This is a genomic window from Streptomyces sp. NPDC001843, assembly GCF_042891955.1.
Classification (GTDB): Bacteria; Actinomycetota; Actinomycetes; order Streptomycetales; family Streptomycetaceae; genus Streptomyces.
In genome coordinates this window covers 417,505-434,986 of sequence record NZ_JBIATQ010000002.1, presented here as the reverse complement: position 1 = coordinate 434,986, position 17,482 = coordinate 417,505, and the positions used below count along the sequence as shown (strand labels likewise).

Below are 17,482 nucleotides of genomic sequence, written 5' to 3'. Positions count from 1 at the left end.
CGCCCTCGTACTGCCGCCGACCGAGTGGCGTGCGCGGGGTGGCTGGTCCACGCGGTTGACGCTCGGCGCGACGTGGCGCCCGGGGCACGGAAACGTACGAGGGGTGGCGTGAAGGGCAACTCCTTTGTCCTGCTTGCGCTTGTCCTGCTGCGACGAGCCCGTTGGAGACATCTGCAATGAGAAGACGCGTTGCCCCCCGTGTCCTCATCGCCGTTCGCGAACACCGTCTGACGGCCTGCGTGGCGGCGTCGGCGGCGCTCCTGATCCCGGCGCTGGCCTTCCCACCGACCGACACCGAGGAGGCGGCCGACCAGCGGCTGCAGCACGACTTCACGTCCGCCGCGGACGAGTTCCACGTGCCACGGAGCGTCCTCATGGGCGTGTCCTACCTGCAGTCGCGCTGGGACTCCCATCCGGGCGTGCCCAGCGTCAGCGGCGGCTACGGGCCCATGCACCTGGTGGACGCCGACGCGGCCCGGGCTCCGGGACCACCCGCGAAGCCGCACGACGCCGGCACCACCCAGCCGGGCCGCGTCCAGCCGCCGGCCGAACTGCGCCGTGCCGCCGACCTGATCGGGGTCCCGGCCAAGCAGTTGCGGACGGACGTCACCGCCAACGTGCGCGGCGGAGCCGCACTCCTCGCGACCACCCAACGGCAGCTCGGCAAGCCGCTCAGCGACAACCCGGCGGACTGGTGGGAGGCGGTGGCGCACTTCGCGGGCACCAGCGACGCGGACTCGGCGGCGGCCTACGCCAACGACGTGTTCTCGGTGATCCACAAGGGCGCGCACCGCACCACCGACGTCGCGCAGAACGTCACACTGCCCGCCGACCCCAAGGTACGGCCCCACACGGCCCGCCCGGCCGGCACCCGGCCGAAGGAGGTCGAGTGCCCGCCGGAGCTGTCCTGCTCCTGGCTCAGCGCACCGTACGAGCAGATCGACGAGGACAACTACGGAAACCACGACCTGGCCGACCGGCCCTGGGACGAGAAGATCGAGTACATCGTCATCCACGACACCGAGGCGTCCCTGAAGTCGATGTTCCAGACCGTGCAGGATCCCACCGAGGCCTCGTGGCACTACTCGGTACGCTCCAGCGACGGCCATGTCACCCAGCACGTCAGGACCAAGGACACGGCCTGGCACTCCGGCAGCCAGTACGTGAACGCGCACTCGATCGGCGTCGAGCACGAGGGTTTCCTCACCCAGCCCGACGCCTGGTACACGGAACGGATGTACCGGTCCTCGGCGCGCCTGGTGCGCTACCTGGCGAAGAAGTACCACGTCCCGCTCGACCGCCAGCACATCTTCGGCCACGACAACGTGCCGTCCCCGACCGCTTCGAGCATCCCCGACATGCACGAGGACCCTGGCCCCTACTGGGACTGGCGGCACTACTTCGACCTCCTCGGCGCACCCCTGCGGGCCACCGCCGGGCCGGACAGCCCCATGGTGATGGTGCTCCCGGACTACGCCACCTACAAACCGCGGTACACGGGCTGCAAGGGTGACGGCCTGCCGTGCGCGCCGCACGGCTCGAGCGCCGTCCGTCTGCACACCGAGCCGCGCGAGGACGCCCCGCTGATCCAGGACCCCGGGCGCCGCCCGGACGGCGAGGACTCCACGGAGGACGTCAGCGACCTCGGGTCACGGGTCTCCACCGGCCAGACCTACGCGGTCGCCGGACGCAGCGGCGACTGGACGGCGATCTGGTACCTGGGCCGCAAGGCGTGGTTCAAGAACCCGAAGAAGCACCCGACCGCCGTCGGCGCGAGCGGCCGGATGGTGACCCCGAAGGAAGGCCTGAGCGAGATCCCGGTGTTCGGACGCGCCCTCCCGGAGGAGGACGCCTACCCGGACGGGTTCCCCGGGCAGACCGAGTCACCGCTTCCGTACAGCCTCCTCGCGGGCCAGCGGTACGTGACGCAGTCCCTGGTCAACGGCACCGACGTGGACAGGTCGTCCTTCGTCGAGACCCCCGGCCCGGTGGTGACCGGCCGGGAGCAGTACTACGAGATCCAGTTCGGGCACCGGCTCGCCTACGTCCGGGCGAGCGACGTGGACGTGGTCAGCGCGCCCGCGTCGGCGGCATCGCCGGGACACGCCGCGGGCGCCCCCCGGCGGTGACGGGGACCAGGCCTCAGGTGTCGCCGCACCCGCAGGAGGCGCTCAGCACACCCCGGGCCGCCGGGCTCGCGGGAATCCTCTTCGGCCTGCTGCTCGGAACCGCCATCGTCCTGGTGCGGCTCGCGGTGCCGGAGCATCCGGCGTCCGCCGGGGCCTGGCTGACCGATTCCTCGCGGCGCAGCGCCGTTCAGGCCGCGCTGGACCTGGTGCCGTTCGCGGGGATCTCCTTCCTGTGGTTCCTCGCCGCGGTGCGGGACCGGATGGGGGAACGCGAGGACAGGTTCTTCGCCACTGTTTTCATCGGCAGCGGGCTGGTGTTCGTGGCCGTCCTGCTGTGCGCTGCCGCGGCCGCCGGCGGGATGCTGGCCACGGCGGGCGGGGCGAACCAGCAACTGTGGGGCTTCGGCCACAGCTTCGCCTACACCCTGCTGACGGAGTACTCGATGCGCATGGCGGCGGTGTTCGCGTTCTGCACCTCCACCATCGCCCGGCGGCTGCGCGTGCTCCCCCGCTCCCTGGTGTGGTTCGGCTGGTTGGTCGGGCTGGCGCTGATCGGGGGCGCCGGGAACGTGTCCTGGCTGGAGCTGGCGTTCCCGGTGTGGGCCCTGGTCGTCGGCGGGTATGTGCTCGGCGCGGGTTCCGGGCGTACGGCGTCGGGCTGAGCGATCGCCGGCCTGTGTGGCTCACGGGCTCCCGGCCTGTCCGGAGGGCCCGTTCGGTGCCGAGAGCGAGCGTTCGATACGGGCGAGCTGTCTGCCGAGGCCCATGAGCCACATCTCCAGATCCACGACCGCGGGCAGGACCGGGCCGTGCCAGGGTGGCGGGCCGTGCGGTGCGCGGGCGGGAGCGGAGCTCCGGGCCCGGCCGAAGAGCGCGGCGATCCGGCCGGCGTCGGCCGCGAGTTCCGCCGCCGTCCCGCGGGTCCAGGCACTCGCCTCCCGGGGCACGTGGGCCGGTGTCGTCTCGAAGCGCGGCAGCCGCTGCGCTCCGAGCACGGCCGAGTACGCCACGACGAGCACCGCGTGCCAGTCGGCCCGGACGCCCTCCCGGTTCGCGGGCGGCTCGCTGCAGAACTGCGCGAAGGCGGTCTCCGCCAGGCGCAGGCGGTTCAGGGTCGGCAGCGTCTCGGGTGGGGCCGGGCGGCGGCCGGGGGCCGGCAGCAGCGCGTCGACCGTGCCGGGTATCAGCGCCCCGCACGAGCGGAGCAGGCTCGCCATGGTCCGGTGGACCTCCCGGCGTGCCCCCGCCGGCCAGGCCAGCAGTCCGCACAGCAGGCCGATGGCGCTGCCGGTGACGACATCGACGATGCGCGCTTCGGACAGCTGCCACGTGGTGGGGGCGATCTGCGCGAAGACGAGGGAGACGACCAGGGTGAACAGCCCCTGGGCGTAGGCGATCCCGAGCAGCGGTCCCAACGTGAAGGCGGTGAGCATGCCCGGCACGAGCAGGGCTGCGTAGACGTCCTGGTGCCCGCCGAGCGCGATGAGCAGCGCGCCTGCCACGACGGCTCCGGCCAGGGTTCCGGCCATGGCCTGGCGTACGGCCCGCCAGGTGGCTCCTGCCGTGGTGCGCCCCAGCGTGAGGACCGCGAGGAGGACCCAGAACCCATGAGTGAGGTCGAGGGTTCCCGCGACCAGACGGGCCACCGCGAGTCCGCAGGCGACCCGCACGGCGTTCTGGAACAGCACCGAGCGGGGCGTCAGGTTTCCGGCGATCCGGCGGGCCCAGAGCCGGGGTGCGGGCAGGCCGGCGTACCAGAAGAACTCGTGGGGCGGGGGCGCCGGCGTGCGACGCGACGGCCGGTGTCCGCCGGCGGCGACGCCCACGGCGACGACCGCGATCCACGTCGACTCGGCCAGTGCCAGCACGGCCGCCTGCCGGCGCTGACGCCCCGCTGCCGGGCCGTCGTCGCCGGGATCGGCGGCGCCCCGGACCCGCTGCGCCTGGAATCGCCGTATCGCCTCTTCCAGTGGCCGGGCCGCGGGCGGCTGCCCTCCGGCGCGCAGGGCCGTACCCGTGGCGGCGCACATCCGGGCGACCCGGTCGAGGAGGGCCGCCGATGCCCGGTCCGGTGCGGCAGGCGGCCCGGACCGGGCGGTCCAGGAGGCCAGTTGGTCCAGGATCCGGCGGGCCGCGGCACCGGCGTGCGACAGCGCCCGGTCCCGGCGGCCAGGGCCGGCGGGTCGTTCACCGGGTGCGACCCGCGAAGGCCGCAGTGCCTCACTCGCGTCGCGCAGGTGCGCGGCCGGGGTGTGCGCCGGGTCGGTCACCGCTGCGGCCGCCGTCTCCAGTGCGTCGGCGAGACGCTCGCGGTAGCTCTCGTCGGGCGGCCCGGGCAGGAGGCAGGCCTGGCACAGTGCGATCAGCACGACGCCCACGGCCAGTCCGGTCAGCCGGGCGCCCAGGGTCCCGGGGGCGTAGGGCGGGAAGCAGGCCAGGATGTAGAAGAGCTGCAGGGCGGGGGCGGCTCCCGCCGGGCGGGGGCCCGCCACGGCCGCGAAGCTCAGCAGGAAGCCGGTGACGAGCATGCCGGTCACCGCCGCCGCGGTACTCACGGCGAGTGCCGTGCCCAGGGCGGCCAGGAGCGCTCCGAGCGGCAGGGTCCCCAGCGCGACGAACGCCTGCGTCCGGCCGGTGCCGGGGATGGCGGACAGCAGGCCGAGCGCGATGGGTGCGAAGAGCGCGTAGAGGGCCGCGACGGGCTGCCCGAAGCCGTGGAGGAGCACGAGGAAGCCGGTGCTCGCCGCACAGGTGACCTGGACCGACCGCCGGACGATCGCCGGGCGGTCGGGCATGCGCCACAAGGTCCACCGGCCGCCGTTCAACGCCGCCGTCCGCCTCCCCCGGTGGCGATGCCGCCGACCGGCTCGGGCGCGGAGAACGCACCGGGATTCACCGGGAGGCGGGCCTGCCGGGCGGCGGCGACGGCACACCGCCGGCGGCCCGCGGTCGATCCGGGTATCCGCATGTTCCGTCCTTCCGCCACCTGCCCGCATCCACAGCACCGCGGCGCGGGACGGCATGCCATCCGGAGGCGGCCGAACGGGCCGGGCGTTCACTCCCGTGTCGACATCGTTGTCCGAAGGCGGCCCGGGCGCACGTCCGTACGCCCGGCGCTCGTCAGCGGTTCGGACCGGTGGTCCTCGCCAGGGACAGCGCGCGTCGCTGTCCCGCGGTCAGTCCGCCCCACACGCCCTCGTACTCCCCGTTGCGCAGGGCCCAGGCCCGGCATTCATGGAGTACCGGGCAGCGGCGGCATATGCTTCTGGCCTGTTCTATCTGGATCAGTGACGCGCCTCCCTCACTGACCGGAAAGAACAGCTCGGGGTCCTCGGAACGGCAGGCGGCCCACTTACGCCAATTCACGGTGCCTCCACCTGGGTGGAAGGTTGGACGGTTTACGGCAGAGGTGCGGCCTAAAATATTCCATTCTCAACCATTTATCCAGGCCTGTCACGATTCGTTCTCGAGGGCGCCCGGTTTACGCCGCCGGGAAGCGGTGAGACGGCTGGAATGCCGCGCCGCCCCACCACAGCCGTCACCCCGGCAGGACGTGTGACCACCTGCTCGCGATCCATACCCCCCCGGGCAGGTGACACGGTGAGCGACACCGCCCAGGCCTCGTCCGTCCAGGCCGACGGCCCCGTGCGCGAGGCAGGGCCCGCGCCGCAGACCGCGCCCGCGCGCGCACAGCAGCGCGACCCCTTCTTCGACAACGCCAAGTACCTGGCGATCGTGCTGGTGGCGATGGGACACGCCTGGGAGCCGCTGCGCTCCGACAGCCGTACGGTCACCGCGCTCTACACGGTCGTCTACGCGTTCCACATGCCGGCGTTCATCATCGTCTCCGGCTACTTCTCCCGCGGTTTCGACGCGAGTCCGGCGAAGATCAGGCGCCTCGTCACCGGGGTCGCGGTGCCCTACGTCGTCTTCGAGACGGCGTACACCTTCTTCACCCGGTGGAGCGACGGCGTCCCGGACCGGCCGATCAGCCTGCTCGACCCGCTCTACCTGACCTGGTTCCTGGCCGCGTTGTTCATCTGGCGGCTGACCACGCCCCTGTGGCAGCTGGTACGCCGTCCACTGCCGCTCGCCCTCGTCCTCGCCATGCTGGCGACCCTCTCGCCGTCCATCGGCAAGGATCTCGACCTGCAGCGGGCCCTGCAGTTCCTGCCCTATTTCGTGCTGGGTCTGAGCCTGCGGCCGGAGCACTTCCGGATGGTGCGCCGACGTGCGGTACGGGTCGCCTCGGTCGTGGTCTTCGCGGGCGCTTCGGCCGCGGCCTACTGGGCGGCCCCGCGGAACGACTACGTGTGGCTCTTCCACCGCGACAGCGCCGAGGAACTGGGTGCGCCCTCCTGGTACGGGCCCGTCATGACGCTGGCCGTCTTCGGTGTCTCGCTGGCCCTCGTGGCCTGCTTCCTCGCCTGGGTACCCGGCCGACGCACGTGGTTCACCACGCTGGGCGCCGGCACGCTCTACGGCTATCTGCTGCACGGCTTCGTCGTACAGGCCGCGAACCACTGGGACTGGTCAGGGCACGGCTGGGCCCGTCAGCCCCTCGGTGAGATCGCGGCCACCCTCGTCGCCGGCCTGGTGGTGACCGTGCTGTGCACGGCTCCGGTACGCCGGGTCCTCCGTTTCGCCGTGGAACCGAAGCTGGACCGGGCGTTCCGCCGGGATCCGGTCCGGGCGGACGGCGTCAAAGCCCACCGGGCGGGTACCTGCGGTGACACGAGCTCGGCAGAGAGGTACAGGCGTGAGCGAATCATCACTGAGGGCGGTGGGCTGGGCGCGCTCGCTGCCGCTCGACACCAGCGTGAAGACCGCGCGTGACTGGGCGCGCGACCACCTCCGTTCACTGGGCTGGATGGAGTCCGCGCCCGACACCGCGGACGCCGTCCTGCTGACCATCTCGGAACTGGTCACCAATGCCCATGTGCACGCGCACAGCCCCGCCCATCTCGTACTGACCTGGGACAGCCGGTGCCTGCACGTGACCGTCCACGACACCTCTTCGCATCTGCCCGCCCCGCGCCCGCCCGACGCCGAGCGCACGAGCGGGCGGGGCATGCTCCTGGTCGACGCACTGGCCGACACCTGGCAGGCCCGCCCCTGCCCCGACGGGAAGATCGTCCATGCCTGCTTCCGGCCGCACACCTCCGAGGGAGGGTAGGGCTCACCAGGTGTGGGCGACGTCCACCACCAGCCGGTCCGACAGCCTCTGCACCCGGAACGGCAGCCGGGCCCGCACTCCGAGTCCCACCTGGGTGACGCCTTCGAAGCTGGAGCCGAACTTGGTGTCACGGAAGGTGCGGTAGCCCGTCAGGTCGACACCGGGCAGCGCTTTGCCGGGGTGCCCGGGGTAGGTCGCCTGGCCGGTCTCCGGGTCGTACGCGGCGGCGCCGACGTGGATGTCGAGGATCGCCCCGCCGGAGACCGGTATCACCGTCCCGGACGGGTCCTGGCGGAAGGTGTCGACGTACTCGACGTGGTAGTTCAGCGGGTCGGTGCCCCCGCCGACGTCGAAGACCATGCGGTCGTAGCAGTCGTGCCGCCCGGTCCGGATGCCGGTCAGGGAGTGCGGCTTCGTGGCCTGGTCCGTCCCCTGCTTCGGCAGACTGCCCCACCCTGCCGGACACGCGGTCGCTCCCGATCCGGCGGCCGCGGCTGCGACGGCTGACGCCGCCGGAGCCGCCAGGCCCAAAGACCCCACTGCCACCAGCACGGCCGCCGCGGCAGCCGCCCGTCGCCCCTTGTGCATGATTTTCCCCCTTGCTGTGGCGCTTTCCGACGATGTCACCCCTATGACATCCGGCGCGCCCGATTGGTTGTACGGGCGACGGGGGCGTAAGTGCGTCATCGTCTCGGGCCGCGCACGGACCACCCGCTGCCGATGCCGGCCAGGTGCAGCGCCAGCAGGGTGAGGCCCAGCAGCATGACGTTGGTCGAGGTGAACGTGTCGTTGGTCGAGATGTCGGCCGCGTTGATCAGAAAGGAGATGAAGAACAGGACCGCCGAGATGATCGCCAGCATGGTGTGCCCTCCGCCGGGTCGAAGTCGGTGTGGAAGCCGGTCGCACAACGTGCGCCGCCTGGAGTCCGGTTGCCCCCAACTCCCCCGTGCACACGGGTCGTTCACTCTCAGGAGCGCCGCAGCCTCGAACGGCCCCCGGTCGTCACCCGGACAGGTGCCGCACCAGCTCCCGTGCGAAGGCCCGCGAGGCCGGTGCCGCCCAGCGTCGGCGGTGCCGGGCCAGCAGCACCGGGACATCGGCGAACCGGGGTCCGCTGACCCGCGCCAGCCGTCCCTGCCGGACCTGTTCGCCGACGGTCGTCAGCGGCAGCAGGGCGAGCCCCAACCCGGCGGCGACGCAGGAACGCGCCGCGTCCACACTGCCGAACCGGGTCAGCCGGGGGCCGGCGCCGGGCTCGGCGAGCAGCCTGCGCTCCAGCTCGTCGCTGTAGGAGCAGCCCTGTTCGAGCAGGAAGAAGCTCTCCGTCGCCAGGTCGGCCCAGGTCGCCGGCCGCGCACGCGTGGCGAGCGGATGGTGGGGGGCGCAGACCAGAGTGAGCGGCTCGTGCGCGACCGGCTCGGTCGTCACGTCGGGGAAGCCGGCTTCCCTCTCCAGCAGCAGCGCCAGGTCCAGGCGTCCCGACCTCAGTCCCTCGACGCACTCCGCGGTGCCCGCCGCGTACAGGCCGACGTCCACCTCGGGATGGGTGGTGCGCATGGCGGCCAGCACCCCCGGCAGCCTCGTGGAGCACAGTGACTCCGGGGTGCCCACGAGCACCCGCCCCCGTACGGCACCGGCGTCGGTGCAGCGGGCTCGCAGCCGTGCCACCGCGTCGAGGACCTCCTCGGCCTCCGCCAGCAGTTGCCGGCCGGACTCGGTGAGCGTGGCGCCGGTGGGCAGGCGGTCGAAGAGCCGCGTCCCCAGCTCCCGCTCGAGGCTGCGGACGTGGACGGTGACCGTGGACTGGGCGAGGTGCAACTCGGCGGCGGCGGCGGTGAAGCTGCCCGTCCGGGCGAGGGTGGTGAAGGTGTGCAGCAGTCTGGTGTCCACCGCGTCAGCCTATGCGAAAGGCCGATGGCATCGATCGGAAACCATCGTTGGACTCGATCGCTGGGCGATGACAACGTGGAGCCATGACCACCGACGCGACCGGGGCGAGCCCCGTGAACCAGTCCGAACCGCTGACCGAACCGCTGACCGAGCCGCTGCGCTACGCGGCCTTCACCGCCGATCCCGCGGGCGGCAACCCTGCCGGGGTGGTGCTCGACGCCTCGGGGCTGGACGATGCGGCCATGCTCGCGATCGCCGCCGACGTGGGCTACTCCGAGACGGCCTTCGTCACCGAACGCGACGAAGCGGCACGGCGGTTCAGGGTCCGCTACTTCAGCCCGCTCGCCGAGGTGGCCTTCTGCGGGCATGCGACCGTCGCTCTCGCCGTGGCGCTCGCCGGGCGGCTGGGCCCGGGCGACATCGTCCTCGACACCCTGGCGGGCGAGATCCCGGTGGCCACCGCCGTGGACGCCGACGGCACCGTACGGGCCACCCTCACCAGCGTTCCGACCCGCTCGCGCCCCGCCGCGGACGCCGAACTCGAGGCGGCGCTGGGCGCCCTGGGCTGGGGCACCGGCGATCTCGACCCGGCGCTGCCGCCGCACGTGGCGTTCGGCGGCAACGACCATCTGGTGCTCGCCGCCGCCTCCCGCGAGCGTCTGGCGGACCTGGACTACGACTTCGACGCGCTGGCCGACCTGATGCGCCGTCACGGCTGGACGACGGTGCACCTGGTGTGGCGCGAGTCGCCCGGGCGCTTCCACGCCAGGGATCCGTTCCCCGTCGGCGGGGTGGTGGAGGACCCGGCGACCGGAGCGGCCGCGGCGGCCTTCGGCGGGTATCTGCGAGCCCTGGGCCTGGTCCCCGGGCCGGCCACCCTCACCATCCGTCAGGGTGAGGACATGGGGCGCCCCAGCGACCTGCTGGTCGACGTGGATCCCCACGACGCCCGCGTCCGGGTCACCGGACAGGCCGTGCCGATGACTACTCGAAGCGGTCTCTGACGACCCGCGACGCCGCCTCGCTCTCGGCGGCGGCGGGCGACAGTTCGCTCAGGGTGTCGAGGTCGGTGTCCACCTGCAGCTCTGTCTCCCAGGCCGCGGCGAGCCTCTCCTGTTCCTCGCGCGGCCGCTGCCGGACCTGTTCCCGGCGGCGCGGGCTCAGGGCGGCCAGGAATCGCTCGACGGTTTCGATCGGCATCCTGTTCTCCTTCGCTGACGGAGGACCGCGGGCCCCGGTGACGGCTCTCATCCCGTGAGTCCGGCCCTGTCGCAGGCGGGACGCAACTGCGGGGTGCAGATCTGACGGACGGTGTACACCCCGCTCCTGACCAGCGTCCGGTCGATGTTGCCGACCGTCACGGCCCGCGGGGTGAGCAGGACGGACGGGATGCCCTTGGTGGTGGGACTGTCGACGGTCGTCGTGGCGACGTCGCGCGGCTCCCCGCCCCGCCCCAGGGCGACGGCCATGGCGGCGGCCGCGTCCGCTTCCGTCTTGAAGGGCTTGTACACCGTCATGTACTGCTCACCGCTGACGATGCGCCGCACGGCGTCGAGGTCGGCGTCCTGGCCGGTGACGGGAGGCAGGTCGCTGACCCCGGCGCTCTTGAGCGCGGAGATGGCGCCCGCGGCCACGGCGTCGTTGGCCGCCAGGACGCCGCCGATCCGGTCGGGCCCGAGGGCGGCGATGGCGGCGGCCATGTTGGCGTGGGCGTTGTCCGAAGTCCAGCCCGGAGTGTCGTACGACCTGCCGATCCTGACCTTGCCGGTGAGGACGGACAGCGCGCCGCTCCTGTACCACGCGGCATTCGGGCTGATCGGGTCGCCGTTCATCATCACGACGCTCCTCCGGTCCGCCCGGTCGCCCATGGCCTTGAGGAGCGCCTCGCCCTGGAGCCTGCCGACCTGCGCGCCGTCGAAACTGACGAAGCCCGAGATGGGGCCTTCGGCGAGCCGGTCGTAGGCGACGACGTGGACGCCCGCCTTGCGCGCGTTCTCGATGGAGGAGCGGACCGCCCTGGTGTCGGCGGCGTCGACGATCAGGACCTTGACTCCCTTGGTGATCATGGAGACCATCTGCTGGCTCTGCCGCGTCGCGTCGTTCTCGGCGTTGGCGTAGGCGACGGAGCAGTGCGGGCACAGTTCCTTCACCCGCTTCTCGACCAACGGCTTGTCGGAGTGCTCCCAGCGGGGCAGCGCCCGGCTCGGCAGCAGCAGGCCGACGGTGAACCGGTCGGTGCCCGCCTCCTCGTCCCCGCCGCAGGCGGCCAGGGGAATCGTCATGAGCCCGGCGACGAGCGCCGCGACGACCTGCCGGGTACGGATTCTCATGGCGGACCGCCCTCGTCCGTCGGGGACCCCGGGGCCGCGCCGGCCGGCTCGCACGGCACGACGATCTCGCTCCAGACCTGCTTGCCGCTGGCCACCGGCATCGAGCCGAAGGAGTCCGACATCGCCTCGACCAGCATCAGCCCCCGGCCGCCCGTGGACTCCCAGTCCACGATCACCGGTTTGGCGGGCGCACGCGGAGACGAGTCGCTGACGCAGACCCGCACCCGGTCCCCGCGGAGCATCAGGTCGACGTGGACCGGTCCCTGCGTGTGCACCAGGGCGTTGGTGACCAGTTCGGAGACGACCAGCAGCACCGCGTCGGCGATCTCTCCCACCTCCCACCGGCGCAGGGTGCGCGCGGTGAAGCGACGGGCGTGCATGACGGCGTCGGGCAGCCGCCACACCGCCCATCCGGCCCGTATCGGCCGGGTCTTCATCCCGTCGTAGCGCAGCAGCAGCAGCGCCACGTCGTCCTCGCGACGGCCCGCGTCACCCAGCAACTGGTCGGCGACCCGCCCCGGGTCCGACGGATCGGCCGCGGCGAGCGCGTCGCGGGTGCGGCGCATGCCCTCGTCCACGGGCAGGTCGGGGGCCTCGACCAGGCCGTCGGTGACCAGGGCCAGCATCGTGCCGGGGGCTAGTGCGACCGAGGTCATGGGGAACTCCGCGTCCGCGGAGATGCCGAGCGGCAGCGAGCCCTCGACCTCCACTTCCTCGGTGCTGCCGTCGGGGTGGCGGAGCAGCGGTGAGAGGTGCCCGGCCCGGACGAACAGGGTGTTGCCCTCCTCCATGTCCAGTTCGGCGTAGAGGCAGGTGGCGAAGAGGTCGGTCTCCATGCCGACGAGGAGCCGGTTGGCGTGCGAGACGACCACGTCGGGCGGATGGCCCTCGACCGCGTAGGCCCTGACCGCGGTACGCATCTGACCCATGATCGTCGCGGCCCCGGCGCTGTGTCCCTGCACGTCACCGATGACCAGCGCCACCCGGTCCTCGGAGAGGGCGATGACGTCGTACCAGTCGCCGCCCACCTGCAGCCCCCGCCGGGCCGGCAGATAGCGGGCGACGGCGATGCCCCCGGGCAGTTCGGGCAGGCGCCGGGGCAGCAGGCTGCGCTGCAGCATCGTCGCGAGCTCCTGCTCGGCGTCGTACGCGTGCGCGCGTTTGAGGGCCTGCCCGACCAGCGCGGCGGTGGCGGTCAGCAGGGAGCGTTCCTCGGGGACGAAGTCGTGCGGCTCGTCCCAGCCGATCAGGCAGACTCCGGCGATCCGGTCCTTGGCGGGCAGCGGCAGGACCACCAGCCCGCCGGGGCCGACTCCCTCGAGTCCGGGTTCCAGGGGTGTGCCGGAGGGCCACAGGTCCATCCGCCCGTCCCGCAGGGCCAGTTGCAGGGTGGGCAGGGCGCCGACGGGTGCGTCGGGCCACTCGGAACGCCATTCGGGGCGCCATGCCTGGGGCCAGGCCGCGGGCTGCGGCGGGTCGAGCACGGTGACCATGAGCCGGTCGTCCTGCAGTTCGGCGACCGCCACCCGGTCGGCGCCCAGCGGCTCGCGCAGCGCGGTGACGACCACCCTGCTGACCTCGGGGACCGTACCGGCGTCGTCGAGCGCCGCGGTCAGCCACTGGATCCGGGAGACGTCGTCGGCGCCACGGGGCAGGACCGAGGTGGCCGTGACCACACCCAGCACCTGCTCGGGCCGGCCGTCGGTGCTCGCCCCCATCCGGCAGCTCATGCTCAGCCAGCGCATCTCACCGGTGGGGCGGCGGACCCGGAACTCCAGCTCCCGCCGGCCGGGCGCCTGTGCGGACGGTTCCAGGACGGACATCAGGGCGTGCATGTCCTCCGGGAGGGCGTGCGCGAGCAGGGTGTCCACCTTGCCGTCGAAGCCTTCCGGCGAGATGCCGACCAGTTCGAGGAGGGTCTCGTCCGCCTCGATCAGTCCGGTGTCCGGTACGAGGACGAAGGAGCCGACGCGCAGCCTGCGCAGGGCGGGACCCAGCAGCGGCGACGGCGCGGCTTCCCCGGGCCCGGCCCGGAACAGGCCGGTGACGGCTTCGGCGTACCGTTCCAGAAAACGCTGCTGCTCGGGCTCGAACCCGGCCGCGTCGGCGCCGACGACGACCAGGCAGCCCAGCCGGCTGCCCTCCCGCACCAGGGGCAGCGCGCCGAGCGACGCCTCCGCCGGCGGTGCGGGACAGCCCTCGAAGAAGGAGCCGAGTGACGTGGGCGTCAGCCACACCGGGCGGCCGGTGTGGAAGGCACGCGCCGCCGGTGAGCCACCGGGCACGGCCAGCCGCTCCGGCAGCGTGTACTCGGGGCTGGCGCATCCGGCGGTCTCCAGCAGCCTGAGTTCCCGGCTCCCGGAGCCGGGGACGTAGACCCCGGCCAGCGCCGCTCCGGCGAACGTCAGGGCGCGCACGCTCGCGGCGGTCCCGTCCGCCGGATGCGGTGAGCCGATGCCGGCGGGTTCGGTCCCGGACGCCCACGGGTGCGAGACCGTGGCCCGCGCACTGCCGTCATGAGGCATGTCCGCAACCCACCTCCCGTGCAGGCCGGGGTGCCGGCGGGTCGGGATCCGGTCACCCCGTACCAGAATCGCATACATGAGCTAAACGGACAGATCGGATAATATGCCATGAATTCGCAGATGGCTGCGGCCGGTGACACACTGACGATGTGGTCGTCCTGCCCCACCCATGTGATCGCCTCGCCGGGGTGGACAACGCCGCCCCGCGACCGCCGGAGCCGCGGTTGCCCGTGAGGGCCCTTCTGTGGGCGGCGGCCAGGACGATGGCCGCGGCCTCGGTGGCCGTCGCTCTCGCCTCCTGCGGGACGGCGGGCTCGGGCGGCGGCGCCGACGGGGGCGGGCCACCGAGGATCGGGATCCTGCTGCCGGACGCCACCACGGCCCGCTGGGAGACCCAGGACAGGCCGCTGCTGGAGAAGAGGATCAAAGAACTGTGCGGCGACTGCACGGTCGAGCATGCCAACGCCAAGGGCGATGTCGCCCTGCAGCAGGAACAGATGGACTCGTTGATCACCAAGGGGGTCGATGCCATCGTGCTCGTGGCCGTGGACGCCAGATCGCTCGGCGCCAGTGTCAGCAAGGCACACAACGCCGACATCCCCGTCATCGCCTACGACCGCCTCGCCCAGGGACCGATCTCGGGATACGTCTCGTTCGACGGCAAGGAGATCGGCAGGCTCCAGGGCGGGGCCCTGCTGAAGGCCATGGGCGGGAAGGTGCCCGGCGGCAAGATCGTCATGATGAACGGCGATCCCAGCGATCCCAACGCCGTCTCGTTCAAGCAGGGCGCCCTGTCGGTGCTCAAGGGGAAGGTGAGGATCGCCAAGTCGTACGACACGCTGCAGTGGAAGGCGGACACCGCCAACACGAACATGTCCGGCGCCATCTCCGCGCTCGGCGTCGGCAACATCGACGGGGTCTACGCCGCCAACGACGGCCTCGCCGCCGGCAGCATCTCCGCGCTGAAGGCCAACAAGGTCGATCCACTGCCCCCGGTGACCGGGCAGGACGCCGAACTCGCGGCCGTGCGGCGCATCGTCGGCGGCGAGCAGTACGAGACGGTGTACAAGCCCTTCGGTCCCGAGGCCTCCGCCGGCGGCGCCATGGCCGTGGCCGCGGCCCGCGGTGACGATCTCCGCCGGGTCGCCACGGGCACGGTCCGCCCCCCGGGCGGGACGGCGGTCCCGGCCGTCATGCTGACCCCTGTCTCCGTGACCGTGGACGGCATCGAGCGCACTCTGGTCAAGGACGGTGTGTACACGGTCCGGCAGATCTGCACACCCCAGCTCGGGGCCGCCTGTCAGAAGGCCGGGCTGACCTGACGGGCCGGTTCCGGCCGGGCAGGGACCCGGGAAGGAGATGGTTTCCGTGCCGACTCCCCCGTTGCTCGCCCTGCACGGCGTGTGCAAGCGCTACGGCGTCGTCGAGGTCCTCAACGACATCGAACTGGAGATCCGCGCCGGTCAGGTCGTCGCACTGCTGGGCGACAACGGCGCCGGCAAGTCCACCCTGGTGAAAGTGATCTCCGGCGTCGCCCCCGCGGACCGGGGCGCCATCGAATGGGAGGGCCGGCCCGTCCAGATCAGGCGCCCGCACGACGCCCGTGACCTCGGCATCGCCACCGTCTACCAGGACCTCGCGCTGTGCGGGAACCTCGACGTCGTCGGCAATCTCTTCCTCGGCCGGGAACTGCGCAGGTTCGGATTCCTCGACGAGGTCGAGATGGAACGCCGCACCAGAGTGCTGCTGGAACGCCTGACCCGCCGCGTCCCCGACCTGCGCGGCCCCCTGGTCTCCCTGTCCAGCGGACAGCGCCAGACCGTCGCCATCGCCCGCTCACTCCTCGCCGACCCACGGGTCCTGCTGCTCGACGAGCCGACCGCCGCCCTGGGTTTCGAGCAGACCACCGAGGTCCTGGACCTGGTCGACCGGTTGCGCGACCGCGGCCTGGGAGTCCTGCTGATCAGCCACAACATGGGCGATGTGAAGGCGCTCGCGGATCGGGCCGCCGTACTGCGGCTCGGCCGCAACAACGGCTTCTTCGACGTGAACACCGCGTCTCAGGAACAGATCATCTCTTCCATCACGGGCGCCACCGAGAATGCGCCCCGCCGGATGGCGGGCCGGGAAGCGGGGTGGTGAGGGGGATGCACGACATGGCGCGCAACACGCGGGAACCGGCCGCGCCCACCGCCGGGCGCCGGGGGCCGCACAGCGGTCGTGCCGTCGCCCGCACGGTGCGGGGCTGGACCGCCGCCTTCCGCAACAAGCTGGACGCCGGTGAACTGGTCCGGCTCCCCGTCGTCCTGGTCCTGGCCACGGTCTGGATCATCTTCCAGAGCCTGAACGACAACTTCCTCTCCCCGCGGAACCTGTCCAATCTGAGCGTCGACATCGTGGGCACGGGCCTGATCGCGGTCGGCATCGTGTTCGTCCTGCTGCTCGGTGAGCTGGATCTGTCGGTCGGCTCCGTCAGCGGCCTCGCGGCGGCGGTCTTCGCCGTGCTGAACGTGAACATCGGCATGCCCGAATGGCTCGCCCTGGTCGTCGCGGTGCTCACGGGCACCGTGGCGGGAACCGTCCAGGGTTTCTCCTTCGCCAAGACGCGGGTGCCGGCCTTCGTCGTGACGCTCGCCGGGCTGCTCACCTGGAACGGCCTCATGCTCTCCATCCTGGGGACGAGCGGCACCGTCAACCTCGACGAGGACGGGCTGGTCGCCAGGCTGACCAGCTACTACTTCACCAACGACGCCGCCGCCTACGGACTGGCGGCGCTCGGTACGGGCACGGTCTTCCTCGCGTCCTACCTGGACAGGCGGCGCCGCCAGGCCGTCGGCATGCCGCACCGCTCGCTCAGGGCGATCGGGGCGCGTACGGCGGGGCTCGCCGTGATCACCTTCGCCGCCGCGTACGTGCTCAACAGGTTCCAGGGGCTGCCGCTCGCCCTGCTGGTCTTCATCGTGATGGTGGCCGGCCTCGACATCGTCCTCAGGCGCACGCACTACGGGCGGCAGGTCTACGCACTCGGCGGCAGCGTCGAGGCGGCCCGTCGCGCCAGCCTCAGCGTCACCCGGGTGCAGACCGCGGTGCTCGCGGTCTCGGGCACCATGGCCGCGGTCGGCGGGCTGTTCCTGGCCTCGCGCATCACCTCGGTGAGTCAGAACTCGGGCGGTGGCGTCCTGCTGCTCAACGCCGTCGCGGCGGCCGTCATCGGCGGCGCGAGCCTGTTCGGCGGCCGCGGTACCACCTGGTCCGCGGTGCTCGGCATGCTGGTCATCCAGTCGATCGCGTCGGGAATGGCGCTCACCGACACCCCCACCGCCATCCAACTGGTGATCACCGGCGGGGTCCTGTTCGCCGCGGTGGTCATCGACTCGCTGGCGAGACGCTCGCAGGAGGCGCACGGACGGGCCTGACCTCGCGGCCCGTCCG

The 17,482-nt window shown here is 72.3% G+C and carries 17 protein-coding genes; 8 read left to right on the top strand and 9 right to left on the bottom strand.

Translation table 11 applies throughout. The annotated features are described in order from the left end of the window. Positions 1-176: 176 nt before the first annotated feature. Positions 177-2,129 (top strand): N-acetylmuramoyl-L-alanine amidase, encoded by a 1,953-nt coding sequence (locus ACFYZQ_RS07335; RefSeq protein ID WP_389142620.1) that lies wholly within the window; start codon positions 177-179, stop codon positions 2,127-2,129. Between the two features lie 17 nt (positions 2,130-2,146). Continuing rightward, the gene (locus ACFYZQ_RS07330) at positions 2,147-2,791 is read left to right on the top strand and encodes a hypothetical protein (RefSeq protein WP_389142617.1); all 645 of its coding nucleotides are present in this window, start codon (positions 2,147-2,149) and stop codon (positions 2,789-2,791) included. A 21-nt stretch (positions 2,792-2,812) separates the two neighbouring features. Here the strand turns inward: ACFYZQ_RS07330 and ACFYZQ_RS07325 are convergent, their stop codons facing one another. The 3 genes from ACFYZQ_RS07325 to ACFYZQ_RS07315 form a co-directional block, all read right to left on the bottom strand. Beyond that, positions 2,813-4,924, bottom strand: coding sequence for an FUSC family protein (locus tag ACFYZQ_RS07325; protein WP_389142614.1), 2,112 nt, complete (start codon positions 4,922-4,924; stop codon positions 2,813-2,815). 26 nt (positions 4,925-4,950) lie between these two features. Further along, positions 4,951-5,097: a hypothetical protein gene (locus ACFYZQ_RS07320; RefSeq protein WP_389142611.1), complete on the bottom strand. Its 147-nt coding sequence runs from the start codon at positions 5,095-5,097 to the stop codon at positions 4,951-4,953. Positions 5,098-5,249: 152 nt separating this feature from the next. Continuing rightward, positions 5,250-5,495, bottom strand: a complete 246-nt coding sequence (locus ACFYZQ_RS07315) for a WhiB family transcriptional regulator (RefSeq protein WP_389142608.1) — start codon at positions 5,493-5,495, stop codon at positions 5,250-5,252. A 234-nt stretch (positions 5,496-5,729) separates the two neighbouring features. Here ACFYZQ_RS07315 and ACFYZQ_RS07310 point away from each other — a divergent pair, with 234 nt between their 5' ends. Together ACFYZQ_RS07310 and ACFYZQ_RS07305 are read left to right on the top strand one after the other, a co-directional pair. Then, the gene (locus ACFYZQ_RS07310; protein ID WP_389142605.1) at positions 5,730-6,965 is read left to right on the top strand and encodes an acyltransferase family protein; all 1,236 of its coding nucleotides are present in this window, start codon (positions 5,730-5,732) and stop codon (positions 6,963-6,965) included. Beyond that, on the top strand, positions 6,889-7,305 hold the full coding sequence (locus ACFYZQ_RS07305) for an ATP-binding protein (protein WP_389142602.1): 417 nt from the start codon (positions 6,889-6,891) through the stop codon (positions 7,303-7,305). Before ACFYZQ_RS07310 ends, ACFYZQ_RS07305 begins: the two co-directional genes overlap by 77 nt. 3 nt (positions 7,306-7,308) lie before the next feature. On the opposite strand, the gene ACFYZQ_RS07300 is transcribed toward ACFYZQ_RS07305, so the two are convergent. The 3 genes from ACFYZQ_RS07300 to ACFYZQ_RS07290 all read right to left on the bottom strand — a co-directional run bounded on the left by ACFYZQ_RS07300 (position 7,309) and on the right by ACFYZQ_RS07290 (position 9,195). Continuing rightward, positions 7,309-7,893, bottom strand: a complete 585-nt coding sequence (locus tag ACFYZQ_RS07300) for a hypothetical protein (RefSeq protein WP_389142599.1) — start codon at positions 7,891-7,893, stop codon at positions 7,309-7,311. A gap of 95 nt (positions 7,894-7,988) precedes the next feature. Then, on the bottom strand, positions 7,989-8,165 hold the full coding sequence (locus ACFYZQ_RS07295) for a hypothetical protein (RefSeq protein ID WP_388793363.1): 177 nt from the start codon (positions 8,163-8,165) through the stop codon (positions 7,989-7,991). A 142-nt stretch (positions 8,166-8,307) separates the two neighbouring features. After that, complete coding sequence (locus ACFYZQ_RS07290; protein ID WP_389142597.1) at positions 8,308-9,195, bottom strand: LysR family transcriptional regulator; 888 nt, start codon at positions 9,193-9,195, stop codon at positions 8,308-8,310. A gap of 83 nt (positions 9,196-9,278) precedes the next feature. On the opposite strand from ACFYZQ_RS07290, the gene ACFYZQ_RS07285 reads away from it, so the two are divergent. Next, on the top strand, positions 9,279-10,199 hold the full coding sequence (locus ACFYZQ_RS07285) for a PhzF family phenazine biosynthesis isomerase (protein WP_389142594.1): 921 nt from the start codon (positions 9,279-9,281) through the stop codon (positions 10,197-10,199). Here the strand turns inward: ACFYZQ_RS07285 and ACFYZQ_RS07280 are convergent. The 3 genes from ACFYZQ_RS07280 to ACFYZQ_RS07270 are packed head-to-tail and all read right to left on the bottom strand — an operon-like array spanning position 10,180 to position 14,050. After that, entirely contained in the window at positions 10,180-10,395 is a 216-nt protein-coding gene (locus ACFYZQ_RS07280; protein ID WP_389142591.1) for a hypothetical protein, read from the bottom strand. The two genes, ACFYZQ_RS07285 and ACFYZQ_RS07280, sit on opposite strands and share 20 nt — an antisense overlap. A gap of 47 nt (positions 10,396-10,442) precedes the next feature. Then, positions 10,443-11,525, bottom strand: coding sequence for a substrate-binding domain-containing protein (locus ACFYZQ_RS07275; protein ID WP_389142588.1), 1,083 nt, complete (start codon positions 11,523-11,525; stop codon positions 10,443-10,445). Beyond that, positions 11,522-14,050, bottom strand: coding sequence for a SpoIIE family protein phosphatase (locus ACFYZQ_RS07270; RefSeq protein ID WP_389142585.1), 2,529 nt, complete (start codon positions 14,048-14,050; stop codon positions 11,522-11,524). Before ACFYZQ_RS07270 ends, ACFYZQ_RS07275 begins: the two co-directional genes overlap by 4 nt. Positions 14,051-14,313: 263 nt before the next feature. Between ACFYZQ_RS07270 and ACFYZQ_RS07265 the strand changes: the two genes are divergently transcribed. Genes ACFYZQ_RS07265 through ACFYZQ_RS07255 form a run of 3 tightly spaced genes read left to right on the top strand, consistent with a single transcriptional unit; the run spans position 14,314 to position 17,466 of the window. Continuing rightward, positions 14,314-15,372, top strand: a complete 1,059-nt coding sequence (locus tag ACFYZQ_RS07265; RefSeq protein WP_389143232.1) for a substrate-binding domain-containing protein — start codon at positions 14,314-14,316, stop codon at positions 15,370-15,372. A gap of 37 nt (positions 15,373-15,409) precedes the next feature. Beyond that, positions 15,410-16,192, top strand: coding sequence for an ATP-binding cassette domain-containing protein (locus tag ACFYZQ_RS07260; protein WP_389142583.1), 783 nt, complete (start codon positions 15,410-15,412; stop codon positions 16,190-16,192). Positions 16,193-16,197: 5 nt separating this feature from the next. Beyond that, positions 16,198-17,466, top strand: coding sequence for a sugar ABC transporter permease (locus tag ACFYZQ_RS07255; RefSeq protein ID WP_389142580.1), 1,269 nt, complete (start codon positions 16,198-16,200; stop codon positions 17,464-17,466). The last annotated feature ends 16 nt before the right edge of the window (positions 17,467-17,482 follow it).

Excerpts from the sequence above, each read along its gene's own strand:
- ACFYZQ_RS07335 (WP_389142620.1), top strand. The coding sequence starts at position 177 with ATGAGAAGACGCGTTGCCCCCCGTGTCCTCATCGCCGTTCGCGAACAC.
- ACFYZQ_RS07325 (WP_389142614.1), bottom strand. The coding sequence starts at position 4,924 with ATGCCCGACCGCCCGGCGATCGTCCGGCGGTCGGTCCAGGTCACCTGT.
- ACFYZQ_RS07320 (WP_389142611.1), bottom strand. The coding sequence starts at position 5,097 with ATGCGGATACCCGGATCGACCGCGGGCCGCCGGCGGTGTGCCGTCGCC.
- ACFYZQ_RS07300 (WP_389142599.1), bottom strand. The coding sequence starts at position 7,893 with ATGCACAAGGGGCGACGGGCGGCTGCCGCGGCGGCCGTGCTGGTGGCA.
- ACFYZQ_RS07295 (WP_388793363.1), bottom strand. The coding sequence starts at position 8,165 with ATGCTGGCGATCATCTCGGCGGTCCTGTTCTTCATCTCCTTTCTGATC.
- ACFYZQ_RS07285 (WP_389142594.1), top strand. The coding sequence starts at position 9,279 with ATGACCACCGACGCGACCGGGGCGAGCCCCGTGAACCAGTCCGAACCG.
- ACFYZQ_RS07280 (WP_389142591.1), bottom strand. The coding sequence starts at position 10,395 with ATGCCGATCGAAACCGTCGAGCGATTCCTGGCCGCCCTGAGCCCGCGC.
- ACFYZQ_RS07275 (WP_389142588.1), bottom strand. The coding sequence starts at position 11,525 with ATGAGAATCCGTACCCGGCAGGTCGTCGCGGCGCTCGTCGCCGGGCTC.
- ACFYZQ_RS07270 (WP_389142585.1), bottom strand. The coding sequence starts at position 14,050 with ATGCCTCATGACGGCAGTGCGCGGGCCACGGTCTCGCACCCGTGGGCG.
- ACFYZQ_RS07265 (WP_389143232.1), top strand. The coding sequence starts at position 14,314 with ATGGCCGCGGCCTCGGTGGCCGTCGCTCTCGCCTCCTGCGGGACGGCG.
- ACFYZQ_RS07260 (WP_389142583.1), top strand. The coding sequence starts at position 15,410 with ATGGTTTCCGTGCCGACTCCCCCGTTGCTCGCCCTGCACGGCGTGTGC.
- ACFYZQ_RS07255 (WP_389142580.1), top strand. The coding sequence starts at position 16,198 with ATGCACGACATGGCGCGCAACACGCGGGAACCGGCCGCGCCCACCGCC.